Here is a 12,738-nt window from a genome sequence, read left to right on the forward strand (position 1 = left end):
CCGAAACCCGCCATGGATCAGGAAATCGATTTTCAGGTCGAGCCGATCACGGACGACGAATTCAAGCGTTTTCAGAAATTGCTGCACGACACGGCAGGCATTTTCCTGCCCCCGGCCAAGAAGGTGCTGGTGCAGGGGCGTCTGAACAAGCGTCTGCGCGCCCACGGCTTCACCCGATTTGGTCAGTACTACCGGCTGGTCACCGACCCCGCCCAGCGGCGGGAGTTTCAGGTGATGGTGGACTGCCTGACCACCAACGAGACCTACTTCTTCCGCGAACCGGCCCACTTCGAATACCTCAAGACCCTGCTGCCGGGGCTGGCCAGCAAGGGGCCGGTGCGGGTCTGGAGCGCCGCCAGCTCCACCGGTGAGGAGATTTATACCCTGGCCATGGTGCTGGCCGAGACCCTGCGCGAACGGCCCTGGGAGGTGATCGGCTCGGACATCAACAGCCAGGTACTGCAACAGGCGCGCAGGGGACTGTATTCCCTGGAGCGCACCCAGGGCATTGCGCCTGAGCTGATGCGCAAGTATTGCCTCAAGGGGGTACGCGCCCAGGCCGGTTATTTCCTCATCGACAAGCCGCTCAGGGCGCGTACCCGCTTCACCCAGATCAACCTGAAAGACGACCTCGGCCAACTGGGCAAGTTTCAGGTCATCTTCCTGCGCAACGTGATGATCTACTTCGATCCGGGAACCAAGAAAGACGTGGTGGAACGCATCATCGAGGCCCTGGTGCCGGGCGGCTACTTCTTCATCAGCCATTCCGAGAGCCTGCACGGCATCACCAGCAAGTTGAAGATGGTCCGCCCATCGGTATTCCAGAAGGCCTGAGCATGAAGTCCTGGCCGGCCGAAAAACGGGTTACCATCCACCCTGGCGAACAGCATGTGAGCCGGGACCGTCAGTTCATGATCTCCACCCTGCTCGGCTCCTGCGTCGCCGCCTGTCTGTATGACCCGGTGATGCGGGTCATGGGCATGAACCATTTTCTGCTGGCCAACAAGCGCTACAGCAAGGATATGCCGGTCATCGCCAGCGAGGCGGGCCGCTACGGGCTTTACGCCATGGAGCTGCTGATCAACAATATGCTCAAGGCCGGGGCGCAGAAGCGTAACCTCAAGGCCAAGGTATTCGGCGGTGGTAACGTCCTGCCCGGTATCAGCAGCGACAGCTTCTTTGCCGTGGGGGAGGTCAACAGCCGCTTCGTGCTGGAGTTTCTGGAGGCGGAGAAGATCCCGGTCCTGTCCAAGGGCCTCGGCGGCGACCACGGCCGGGTGATCCACTTCGTCTCCACCGATTTCTCGGTCTATGTCAAACCCATAGCCCGCTCCAAGACCATCGAGGTGGAAAAGAAGGAGCAGCAGTACTGGAAGAAGGCCATCAATCAGCGCGAGCAGGAAGAGCAGCAATCGGAAATTCAGTTCTGGTGATTGCCCCCTAGGTTTGGCCCGAGTCCCGAACCCCGAACTCCGAGTCCCGTATTCTCATGATAAAAGTAATGATCGTTGACGACTCCGCCGTGGTGCGCCAGGTGCTGGCGGAGCAGCTGGGCAAGATGAGCGGCATCCAGGTGATCGCCACCGCCCGCGACCCCCTGTTCGCCCTCAAGGAGATGGAGCGGCAGTGGCCGGATGTCATCATCCTGGACATTGAAATGCCGCGCATGGACGGGGTTACCTTCCTGCGCAAGATCATGGCCGAGCGGCCCACCCCGGTGATCATCTGCTCGACCCTGACCGACAAGGGTGCCGAGGTGACCATGCAGGCCATGTCGGCCGGCGCGGTGGATATCATCACCAAGCCCAAGATGGGGCTGAAGGGCTTTCTGCAGGAATCCAACACCCGCCTGGCCGACGCCATCAAGGGCGCGGCCCACGCCCGCCTGAGCAGGATGAGCGGGGCCAGGTCCGCCCCCACCCCGGTGACCAGCGCCAAGCTGAGCGCCGATGAGGTGCTCGCCCGCGCCCCGCGCTCCAGTATCGGCGGCACCACCGACAAGGTGGTGGCCATTGGCACCTCCACCGGCGGCACCCAGGCCCTGGAGCGGGTACTCACCCGTCTGCCGCGCACCGTTACCGGCATCGTCGTGGTGCAGCACATGCCCGAGCAATTCACCGCCGCCTTCGCCAACCGCCTGGACAGCATCTGCCAGGTACGGGTCAAGGAGGCCGAGAATGGCGACCGCGTCATCCCCGGTCAGGTGCTCATTGCCAACGGCGGCAAGCACATGCTGATGCGTATCAGCGGTGCCCAGTACCGGGTAGAGATCAAGGACGGCCCCCTGGTCAGCCGTCACCGCCCCTCGGTGGACGTACTGTTCCGCTCGGTGGCCAATGCCGCTGGGGCCAACGCCCTGGGCATCATCATGACCGGCATGGGCGATGACGGTGCCCGCGGGCTGAAGGAAATGCGTGACGCCGGTGCCCGCACCCTGGGTCAGGACGAGCCCAGCTGCGTGGTCTATGGCATGCCCAAGGAGGCCATGAAACTGGGCGCGGTAGAACGCGAACTGCCCCTGGACAAGATCCCCGAGGCCATCATCGGCTGGCATTGAGACACTCGGGCCGACTCCTGGCAGCCCAGCGGGTCTGTCGAGCCTTAGGCCCTTTTTCTCGATAAATCGCTGTCATCCCCCCGCCTCCGTGAGAAAATACCCCTTCATCTAACCAACCAGAGAGAGCCCATGAGCATCAAAAGAGCCTTGATCAGCGTCTCCGACAAGACCGGCATTGTTGATTTTGCCCGCGCCCTGGCCGAGCGCGGGGTTGAGATCCTTTCCACCGGCGGCACCGCCAAGCTGCTCACCGAGAACAACATCTCGGTGACCGAGGTATCCCAATACACCGGCTTCCCGGAAATGATGGATGGTCGGGTGAAGACCCTGCACCCGAAGATCCACGGTGGCATCCTGGGTCGGCGCGGGCAGGACGATGCCGTGATGGCGGACAACGATATCGGTCGCATCGACCTGATCCTGGTCAATCTCTATCCCTTCGAGGCCACAGTGGCCCGGCCCGATTGCAGCCTGGAAGAGGCCATCGAGAATATCGACATCGGCGGACCGACCCTGCTGCGCGCCGCGGCCAAGAACCACAGGGACGTCACCGTGCTGGTGGATAGCGCCGATTACAACCGGGTGCTCAAGGAGATGGCCAAGGGCGGCATCAGCCCCGAGACCCGCTTTGATCTGGCGGTAAAGGCCTTTGAGCACACCGCCCGTTATGACGGCATGATCGCCAATTATCTGGGCAAGCGGGTAAGCAAGGAGCCCAGCCCCCTGCCGCGCACCTTCAACCTGCAGGTACGTCAGGCGCAGGCCATGCGCTACGGTGAGAACCCGCATCAGAGTGCTGCCTTTTTCGTTGAGGACCAGGCCCCGCCCGGCTCCATCGCCCGTGCCCGCCAGCTGCAGGGCAAGGAGCTGTCCTACAACAACATCGCCGATACCGATGCCGCCCTGGAGTGCATCAAACAGTTCGATGAAGGCCCGGCCTGCGTCATCGTCAAGCACGCCAACCCCTGCGGCGTGGCCATGGGCACCACCCTGCTGGAGGCCTACGAGCGGGCCTACAGCACCGACCCGGAGTCGGCCTTCGGCGGCATCATCGCCTGCAACGGCAAGCTGGACAAAGAAACCGCCCAGGCGATTGTGGAGCGCCAGTTCGTCGAGGTGATCATCGCCCCCAAGATCTCCTCCAAGGCGCTGGAGGTGATCGCCAGCAAGAAGAATGTGCGCCTGCTGGAGTGCGGCAGCTGGGGCGAGGCGGCCGAGCGGCTGGACTTCAAACGGGTCAATGGCGGCCTGCTGGTACAAAGCGCCGACCTGCTACTGACCCAGGAGGTCAAGGTGGTGAGCGAGCGCCAGCCCAGCGAGGAGGAGATGCGTGATCTGCTGTTCAGCTGGCGGGTAGCCAAGTTCGTCAAGTCCAATGCCATCGTCTATGGCCGTGACAGCATGACCATAGGCGTCGGCGCGGGCCAGATGAGCCGGGTCAACTCGGCGCGCATCGCCGCCATCAAGGCCGAACAGGCGGGGCTTGAGGTGAAGGGCTCGGTGATGGCCTCAGACGCTTTCTTCCCCTTCCGCGACGGCATAGACAACGCCGCCGAGGCGGGCATAGTGGCGGTGATCCAGCCCGGCGGCTCAATGCGCGATGAAGAGGTCATCCAGGCCGCCAACGAGCACGGCATGGCCATGGTCTTCACCGGCATGCGCCATTTCCGGCATTGATTTTCAGCGGCCAGCCGCCAGCGGTCAGCAGCCAGCTTAACGCTCATGGAGCGAGCAGCGATACCCAGGAGCATGAAACGTTTCTTGGTGGCTTCGGGACTCGTAAATTGCCATGGATGTTTCACAGTAAAGACGAGTACTTTCTGCAAATTAAAGCTGATAGCTGAAGGCTGGCAGCTGACCGCTGGCAGCTGACGAGGTAAACAAATGAACCTATTGATCATTGGTAGTGGCGGTCGGGAGCATGCCCTGGCCTGGAAGGTGGCGCGCTCACCGCTGACGACGCGGGTCTATGTGGCACCGGGCAATGCCGGTACGGCGCGGGAGCCGGGGATGGAGAATGTGGCCATCTCCGTGGATGATATTCCGGCCCTGGTGGCGTTTGCCCGGGAGCGTGCGATTGATCTGACCATCGTCGGCCCCGAGGCGCCGCTGGTGCTGGGGCTGGTGGATGCCTTTCAGGCGGCGGGTCTGGCCTGCTTTGGTCCGACCCAGGCGGCGGCTCAGCTGGAGGGTTCAAAGGCCTTCACCAAGGCGTTTCTCGCCCGGCACAACATCCCCACCGCCGACTACGCCACCTTCTCCGAGCTGGAACCGGCCCTGGCCTACCTGCAGCAGCAGGGCGCGCCCATCGTGATCAAGGCCGATGGCCTGGCGGCGGGCAAGGGGGTGATCGTCGCCGAGACCCTGGAGCAGGCGGAGGCGGCGGTGCGCGACATGCTGGCCGGCAATGCCTTCGGCGAGGCCGGGCATCGCGTGGTGATCGAGGAGTTTCTGCAGGGCGAGGAGGCCAGCTTCATCGTCATGGTCGATGGTCACAACGTCCTGCCCATGGCCACCAGCCAGGACCACAAGCGGGTGGGCGATGGCGATACCGGTCCGAATACCGGCGGCATGGGTGCCTATTCGCCGGCACCGGTGGTGACGGATATCGCCTACATGCGCATCATGGACGAGGTGATCTTCCCCACGGTGCGCGGCATGGCTGCCGAGGGCATGCCCTACACCGGTTTTCTCTATGCCGGTTTGATGCTGGATGCCGAGGGCGCGCCTCGGGTCATCGAATACAACTGCCGCTTCGGCGACCCCGAGACCCAGCCGATTCTCATGCGTCTGCAATCGGACCTGGTGGCCCACTGCCTGGCCGCCCTCAAGGGCGAGCTGGACCTGGAACACAGCCTCTGGGATCAACGCGCCGCCCTGGGCGTGGTGCTGGCCGCTGGTGGCTATCCCGGCAGCTACGCCAAGGGCGAGCCGATCAGCGGCCTGGATGGAGCGGACAGCGCCGATGCCAAGGTCTTTCACGCCGGCACGGCGCTGCAAGACGGCCAGGTGATCACGAGCGGCGGACGGGTGCTCTGCGCCACCGCCTTAGGTGATAGCGTAGCCCAGGCCCAGGCCAGGGCCTACGCCCTGGCGGCCGAGATTCACTGGAACGGCTGCTTCTATCGCCACGACATAGGCTACCGAGCCATAGCCCGGGAGCAGGCCGAGCCCTGAATCTGGATTTGCAGGAAGAACTAGAGCAACAACTGCGGCAGGCCACCCTGGCCTGTCTGGCCCAGGCCGAGCCCCTGCTGCGCGGGGCCGGTCGGTGCCGCGCCCAGGTCCGGGTGCTCTGTGATCTGCGCGGCAAGGCCGCAGGTCAGGCGGTCTGGGCCCAGGGCGAAACCCGCATCCGCTACAATCTGGCCCTGGCCAAGCCCCAGCCCGAAGCCTTCATCCAGCAGACCGTACCCCACGAGGTGGCCCATGTGGTCACCCGCCTGCTCCATCCCAGGGCCCGCCCCCACGGGCCCGAGTGGCGAGCGGTGATGGCCCACCTGGGCATAGCCGATGCCCAGCGCTGCCACAGCTTCGCCGTTACCCCGCCTGGCCACAGCCAACGCCGCTGGCCCTACCGCTGCCCCTGCCGCGAACACCAGCTCAGCACCACCCGCCACAACCGCATCCTGCGCGGCGAGCGCAATTATCTGTGCCGCTATTGCGGCAGTCTGTTACAGCGGGTCTAGGAGCCTGTCGGATTTAGGAATTACGGTGACACTTTACCATTTACAAAGAAATGGGGGCAGGTCCGGACGCAGATCGTTGATCAGCGAGACCAATAGCTCCGGCGCCTCGGCAAACAGGCGCTTGAAGACGTAGTCGTTGGTGGGGTCCAGTAGTGGGCGCATGGAGCTTCCTCAGAATTGAGGCAAATATAGCACAGGTGTTTTATGGCGGAAGGGGCAGTCAAAACGCGATCAGGCGGCCTGGGCCCCCTGGTCATTGATTCTCGATCGTTAGCCCATGCAGGAAATAGCAAAATCCCGCTTTGGTCGAGACTGATCCGCAGCGCGTGGGAAGGAGAAACTATGCATCGGCAAGCTCAAGTCGGCGTTCAATACGATCGAGGCGGTTGTCATGCCGGTCCAGCCGCAGCTGGATGTTGGCATTATCCTCGTGCAGGGTAGCCATGGCTCTTTCCAGGGAGTTGATGCGTTGCTTGATGGAGGAGAAATCCTCGCGGGTCTCTTGGCGGAATTCACGCAGGTCGTTACGCATGGCGCGTAAATGTTCAATGATCAGGTTGTCAATATTGTCGGCCATGGCTTATCTCCTCTCCCCTGGATCGGATCATGCGTCACATTTTAGCTGAGTTTTACTGTGAAACAACAGCAACGACCTGTAGGAGCGGTTTTAGCCGCGAAAGCCGCCGGCACAGTGCCAGCGGCCATCGCGGGCAAGCCCGCTCCCACAGACGAATAAGGGTTTCATGTTCCGGGGTGGTGCTGTCCGCCCCATGAGCGTTAGGGTATTTTCTCGTCTCCACGCGCTGAGTGGGAACGAGAACAATCGATGGGACGCAGAGAAGAATGAGGAAGAAGCCCCGTAGCCCGGATGCAGTGAAACGGAATCCGGGGTTGCCGTTGGCGAAGTGCTGAAGAGAATGGACGCAGAGGACGCAAAGGAGCGCAAAGGACGCAGAGAAGAATGAGGAAGAAGTGGCCCGGACGGAGTGGAGCGATGTCCTTGCTTCGACGATGCTCAGCACAGGAAGCCTGTCGAAGGGCGGAATCCGGGGTTGCCGTTGGCGAAGTGCTGAAGAGAATGGACGCAGAGGACGCAAAGGAGCGCAAAGGACACAGAGAAGAATGAGGAAGAAGTGGCCCGGATGGAGTGGAGCGATGTCCTTGCTTCGACGATGCTCAGCACAGGAAGCCTGTCGAAGGGCGGAATCCGGGGTTGCCGTTGGCGATGGATACCCCGTTGCACCTCCGAGCGCCAATTCGGCATTTCAGGGCTCGGAGTTCCCGGATTGACAGTGAGAGGAATCAAAAACGAGAACACCCCCTGGGATCGCCGATCCCGGGCAGGGTATCCCGATGGCCTGATGGGGCCTTCTCGGGCTTGGCTTGGGAGGGATCAAACGGACATAAAAAAACGGGACCCGAAGGCCCCGTTTTTTTCTCTTACAGGTATAAGTTCAGATTAGAACTTGTGAACCATACCGAAGGAGAAGCCGGAGTGATCGTTACCATTGCCACGACACTGGCTATTCACACCTGCTGAATCGGCACACCATAGGTTACCGCCAGCATTGGCTTCATTGTCAAGATCGGTGTACAGGGCATAGACCTTGGTACGCTTGCTCAGGTTGTGATCCATGCCGATGGCCCAGTAGTCAAAATCTTCAGCCAGGGCTTCGTCATCGTGGTTACCAAACTGTACTTTGAACACGTTATTGCCCATAGCGTAGCTGGCATTGACGATCATGTTTTCTGCATCACGCGCGTTGGCTGCATCATCGATTTCTTCGTAGATCAGGCCGACAGAGAAGCCGTTGGCCTTGTAGCCCAGGCCCAGTTTCCAGGCATCGGCATTATCTGCACCAACGATACCACCATTGGCTGCATTTTCATGGTCTTCATAGGCCAAAGAAGCGAACAGAGGTCCGTTGGAGTACATGGCGGCCAGGCTGACGGCATTGGTCTCCAGGGTATTGCCGAATACAACCGGCTCATCAACCAGATGCTGAACCCAAGCAGCGGCAACGGTCAGGCCGTTCATATTGGGTGAGATGTAGGCAACGGTCTGGGGAACACGCTCATCAAAGCGGTTAGCATCCAGATTTTCACCGATAACGATGGTGGCATCGGCCAGGGTATCGCCAAACAGGTCCAGGGAGCCGCTGGAGATCTTGTAGGGGGTGTCGTGACGACCCATCAGCATGGTACCCCAGTCGCCAGACAGGCCGACGTAGGTGTTGCGGCTACCGACATTTCCGCCCACGGCGCTTTCGATCTTGAAGATAGCCTTCAGGCCGTTACCCAGGTCTTCGGAACCCTTGACGCCGAGGCGGCTGGCGCGAGCACCAGCATGGTTGCCAGTTGCCCAGTCATTGCCGTCAACGGTGGCATCGCTATCAACGTAGTCCAGAGAGGCGTGCATCTGACCGTAGATGGTGATGTCCTGGGCCAGGGCGACACCTGAGGTCATGGCGGCGGCGACGGCCAGAGAGAGAATCTTTTTGTTCATGTTCAACTCCAAGTAAGTTGTTTGAGAGAAATTTGCTACATGCAGGTTGCATACTAGCAGGGAATTCCTTTTTTGCAACATCTTTTTCGCGTTTGTGTGAAAAAAGTTGCGGCACCAGATTTTGTTGCGCAAATGTAACGGATTCCCAAGTGTGATGCAAGCCCAGCTGTTGCGCCTGCGCTTTTGTTGCGGCGCGACCAGGGGGCCGGGATGGGCTGATGTGTCGTTCCGCGCCCCTTGGCCTGTTCGCGGCCATGGGCCGCTCCTACAGGCGTGTGCCTTCCTACGGCTGGTTTCGGCTGTGCCGGGCTAGGTGCCGCAGAAGGTCTGATAGCCTTGGTCGCCGTCGGCCGGGGCGTCCTGATAAGCGGCGGTGGCGGGCAGTTGCTGGTAGGGGGAGCGCAGTACCTGGAGGAAGGCCTCGGCGGGGGCGGCATCGCCCTGTTCGACACAGGCCTGGATCACCGCTTCCATGTGATGATTGCGGGGGATCACCCTGGGGTTGTTGCGGCGCATGATGCGCCGGGTTGCGCCGGGGTCTGCCTGTTGCTGGCGTTGCCGCCAGCGGGGATACCAGTCGGCCAGTTCCTGGTTTAGCTGGCGCTCCAGGTCTTGCCGCTCCGGCTGTTCCAGGCAGCAGGTGAGGCGGTCGAAGGTTTGGGTGTAGTCCATCCGCCCCTGCTGCATCCGTTGCAGCAGCGCCTCGGCCAGGTCCTTGTCCTCGGTTCGGCTGGGCTCCAGCCCCAGCTTGGCCGCCATCATGCGCTGCCGGGCCTGGTCTAGGGCCGGGGCCATGGCCTCGATCAGGGGCAGCGCCTGGGCCAGGGCGCGCTCCGGGTCGGGGTCGATCAGCGGCAGCAGGCATTCGGCCAGCCGCGCCATGTTCCATTGGGCGATGCCGGGCTGGTTACCGAAGGCGTAACGGCCCTGCCTATCTATAGAACTGAACACGCAGGCCGGGTCATAGACGCCGAGCATGGCGCAGGGGCCGAAGTCTATGGTCTCACCGGAGATAGCCGTGTTGTCGGTGTTCATGACACCGTGGATAAAACCCACCCGCAGCCAGTCCACCACCAGCTCCACCTGGCGCTGTATTACCTGCTCCAGCAGGGCGATAAAGCGCTGCGGCCCGGCCTCGGCCAACTCCGGGTAATGGCGCTGGATGGCGTAGTCGGCCAGGGTCCGCACCTGCTCGAACTGGCCCCGCCGGGCGAAGAATTCAAAGCTGCCCACGCGCAGATGGCTGGCCGCCACCCGGGTCACCAGGGCACCGGGCTCGGCACCCTCGCGCCAGACCGTTTCGCCGCTTTGCACCACGGCCAGGCTCTGGCTGCTGGGCACCTCCAGGGCCTGCAGGGCCTGGCTCATGATGAACTCGCGCAGGGCCGGCCCCAGGGCGCAGCGGCCATCGCCATTGCGGGAGAAGGCGGTGCGCCCGGAGCCCTTGAGCTGCAGGTCGAGCCAGCGGCCGGAGCCATCGCGCAGGTCGCCCAGCAGGTGGGCGCGGCCATCCCCCAGCTGGGGCACGAAGTGGCCGAATTGATGACCGGCATAGGCCAGGGCGATGGGTTCGGAGCCGGGCAGCAGGCGGTTGCCGGAGAAGACCTGGGCGAGCCGCTGCGGGTCGTTGAGCAGTTCATCGGCCAGGCCCAGGGCCTCGGCCAGCTCCTGATTCCAGAGAAATAATCGGGGTGCCCGCACCGGCTCGGGGTCGATGCGCTGATAGAAGGCCGGACCCAGGGCCTGATAGCTGTTGATGAAGTTCATGGTGCCAATCTATCACCGCCGGGCCGGGGCAAATCCTTGTGCTGGTTGCGGAATCCGGCAGTGGGGCGGGCCTGGCCAGGGTTTGGGGTGCCCCAATAGATCGCCCAGAGGGCAAGGGGATTTTGGTGAGGAGGGCTGAGCGCCTATAGTAGAGTGGCCCCGTGAAACCCCGAACCACTCAGGAGACCCCGATGAATCCGGTACTCAAAGCCCTTGAATTTCGCCATGCCTGCAAGCAGTTTGACCCCGAGCGGCAGATCCCCCGCGCCGAGCTGGAGGAGATCATGGAGTGCGCCCGCCTGTCGCCCTCGTCCTTTGGCATGGAGCCTTGGCGATTTTTGGTGATTCGTGATACGGCCATGCGCCAGCGCCTGCGTCCGGCCTGCTGGAACCAGGCGCAGATTACCGATTGCAGCGATCTGGTGGCCATTGTCACCAAGCCCGAGGCGGTGCGGCCGGATACCGATTACGTGCGCGCCCTGTTCAACCGCCGCCAGCTCAGCGCCGAGGCGGAGGCGGCCTATCTGGAGCGCTACCGCAACCACATGCATGCCGAGGTGGAGCCCTTTATGAGCTATCACGCCTGGGCCTCGAAGCAGTGCTATATCGCCTTGGGCAACCTGATGACCGCAGCCGCTGCGGTGGGCATAGATAGCTGCCCGATGGAGGGCTTCGAGAAGACCGCTGTGGAACAGGCGCTGGGGCTGGATACCGATCTGTACCAGATCGCTGCCCTGCTGGCCCTGGGCTATCGCGCCGGTGAGCAGTCGCCGCGTCTGCGCCTGAGCCGGGAGCAGGTGGTGGAGTACCTTTAAGCAGGCCCAGTGGGAGCGGGCTTGCCCGCGATTCCAGCCGCTGGCTGATCGAGGTGAGACAAGTGGGCAATGCTCCCATCTGACCCACCAATCTGACTCAGTCAGGGCCGCCACGAAACATCCGGGAGAGACTGCGGAACTGGGCGTTGCTGGCATCGGCCAGCCATTCAAACACCACAGATTCGGTATTGCTGACAATCGCCCCGGCCTGGGTCAGGCGTGCCAGGGCATTGGACTTGTGGTGCGGATTGCGTGAGCAGAGGGCGTCGGCCACCAGGAATACCTGATAGCCCCAGTCCAGCAGGCCGATGGCGGTTTGCAGTATGCAGATGTGGGCCTCCATGCCGACCAGCACCACCTGGGGCCGCTGCCGCGGCGGGGCCAGCCATTCGCCGAAACCGGCCTGGGCGCAACAGGAAAAACTGGTCTTACTGAAGTAGCTCTGTTGCGCCGGGAGCAGGGCGCGGATCTGCCCCAGGGTGGGGCCAAGCCCCTTGGGATACTGCTCGCTGGCGTAAATGGGGACCTGCAGGGCCTGGGCCGCCCTGCTCAGGCGCTCGATGTTGCTGCCCAGCTGGGCCAGGCAATCGGTGGGCATAGCCGCGCACAGGCGCTCCTGGATATCCACCACCAGCAACTGCGACCGCTCGGCCCGGCACAGGCCGAGGCCTTTTTCTGATCTTGCCTCTGACATATTCTCAACCCTCCGTCTTCAGTCCTCTGTCCTCTGCCCTCTGTCTTCTGTCCTCTGAAACTCACTGCCGTGGCACTTGGGACAGGGCGGGATGCGGCCTACCTTGTGGAAGTGGACCTCCTCGCCACAGGCCTTGCACTGGAGTACGCCGGGGCCTGTGATCTCGCCGGTCTTGTATGGGGCCAGGCGTGCCCGCTCCGCCCATTGCTTGAGTTGCAGGCTGGTCTGATCCGCCACCGAGGCGAGCATGTGCAGCATACGCGCCTCGATCAGGCTGGCGTCTATGCTCAGCCAGGTGCGAAATTCCTCGCCGGTATCGGCCAGAAACTTGCCCGCGTCCTCCAGGTCGCGTTGCAGGTAGGTGGAGAGCCGGTCCGCCTCCTCCCGGCTCAGCTCGCCCAGCTCCACCATCTTCTCCCGTGCCTGGTCCAGGCGCTCCCGCAGGTGCGGCAGGCCGTCCTGCTCAAACCGCTCCACGCCCTCATGCACCAGACCGAGCATACGCTCGTAGGCCTGGCTGAGGCGGTCAAGACCGTCTTTCTTTTGCTCGTGGTTAGAATTCTCGTTCATGCTCTGCCTCGGTGTCTGTGGGTTATTGGCCAGCGCCCTTTGCTGGCCGCTGCTCCTGACGCAAGTTTGGCCCAGTGGGCGGAAAAGTCCAATGACCTGGATTCAGATCAATCTGGACCTGAATCCCGGCCGGAAATCGT

General features: G+C 62.5%; 12 protein-coding genes. 7 read left to right on the plus strand and 5 right to left on the minus strand.

Features of this window, described 5'->3' with window-relative positions:
- The first annotated feature begins 12 nt into the window (after nt 1-12).
- From D5125_04410 to D5125_04435, 6 genes are all read left to right on the plus strand, one after another.
- Nucleotides 13-834, plus strand: a complete 822-nt coding sequence (locus D5125_04410) for an SAM-dependent methyltransferase (GenBank protein QFY88778.1) — start codon at nt 13-15, stop codon at nt 832-834.
- A 2-nt stretch (nt 835-836) separates the two neighbouring features.
- Nucleotides 837-1,433: a chemotaxis protein CheD gene (locus D5125_04415; GenBank protein QFY88779.1), complete on the plus strand. Its 597-nt coding sequence runs from the start codon at nt 837-839 to the stop codon at nt 1,431-1,433.
- 56 nt (nt 1,434-1,489) lie between these two features.
- Nucleotides 1,490-2,557, plus strand: coding sequence for a chemotaxis response regulator protein-glutamate methylesterase (locus D5125_04420; GenBank protein QFY88780.1), 1,068 nt, complete (start codon nt 1,490-1,492; stop codon nt 2,555-2,557).
- Between the two features lie 129 nt (nt 2,558-2,686).
- Nucleotides 2,687-4,234 carry a bifunctional phosphoribosylaminoimidazolecarboxamide formyltransferase/IMP cyclohydrolase gene (gene purH / locus D5125_04425; GenBank protein QFY88781.1) on the plus strand — a complete coding sequence of 516 codons (1,548 nt, stop codon included), beginning with the start codon at nt 2,687-2,689 and terminating at the stop codon, nt 4,232-4,234.
- A gap of 207 nt (nt 4,235-4,441) precedes the next feature.
- Nucleotides 4,442-5,734 (plus strand): phosphoribosylamine--glycine ligase, encoded by a 1,293-nt coding sequence (gene purD / locus D5125_04430; protein QFY88782.1) that lies wholly within the window; start codon nt 4,442-4,444, stop codon nt 5,732-5,734.
- Nucleotides 5,735-5,742: 8 nt separating this feature from the next.
- Nucleotides 5,743-6,246 (plus strand): SprT-like domain-containing protein, encoded by a 504-nt coding sequence (locus D5125_04435; protein QFY88783.2) that lies wholly within the window; start codon nt 5,743-5,745, stop codon nt 6,244-6,246.
- A gap of 340 nt (nt 6,247-6,586) precedes the next feature.
- Here the strand turns inward: D5125_04435 and D5125_04440 are convergent, their stop codons facing one another.
- The 3 genes from D5125_04440 to D5125_04450 all read right to left on the minus strand — a co-directional run bounded on the left by D5125_04440 (nt 6,587) and on the right by D5125_04450 (nt 10,519).
- On the minus strand, nt 6,587-6,823 hold the full coding sequence (locus D5125_04440) for a hypothetical protein (protein QFY88784.1): 237 nt from the start codon (nt 6,821-6,823) through the stop codon (nt 6,587-6,589).
- 882 nt (nt 6,824-7,705) lie between these two features.
- The gene (locus D5125_04445) at nt 7,706-8,752 is read right to left on the minus strand and encodes a porin (protein ID QFY88785.1); all 1,047 of its coding nucleotides are present in this window, start codon (nt 8,750-8,752) and stop codon (nt 7,706-7,708) included.
- 309 nt (nt 8,753-9,061) lie between these two features.
- Nucleotides 9,062-10,519, minus strand: a complete 1,458-nt coding sequence (locus D5125_04450; GenBank protein QFY88786.1) for a YdiU family protein — start codon at nt 10,517-10,519, stop codon at nt 9,062-9,064.
- A gap of 191 nt (nt 10,520-10,710) precedes the next feature.
- Here D5125_04450 and D5125_04455 point away from each other — a divergent pair, with 191 nt between their 5' ends.
- The gene (locus tag D5125_04455) at nt 10,711-11,334 is read left to right on the plus strand and encodes an NAD(P)H-dependent oxidoreductase (protein QFY88787.1); all 624 of its coding nucleotides are present in this window, start codon (nt 10,711-10,713) and stop codon (nt 11,332-11,334) included.
- A 97-nt stretch (nt 11,335-11,431) separates the two neighbouring features.
- Here D5125_04455 and D5125_04460 read toward each other — a convergent pair whose 3' ends face one another.
- Entirely contained in the window at nt 11,432-12,028 is a 597-nt protein-coding gene (locus D5125_04460; GenBank protein QFY88788.1) for an isochorismatase family protein, read from the minus strand.
- Between the two features lie 18 nt (nt 12,029-12,046).
- Nucleotides 12,047-12,598, minus strand: coding sequence for a zinc ribbon-containing protein (locus D5125_04465; GenBank protein QFY88789.1), 552 nt, complete (start codon nt 12,596-12,598; stop codon nt 12,047-12,049).
- Nucleotides 12,599-12,738 lie beyond the last annotated feature (140 nt).

This window comes from gamma proteobacterium SS-5, from assembly GCA_009497875.2.
Classification (GTDB): Bacteria; Pseudomonadota; Gammaproteobacteria; order Chromatiales; family Chromatiaceae; genus Magnetovirga; species Magnetovirga frankeli.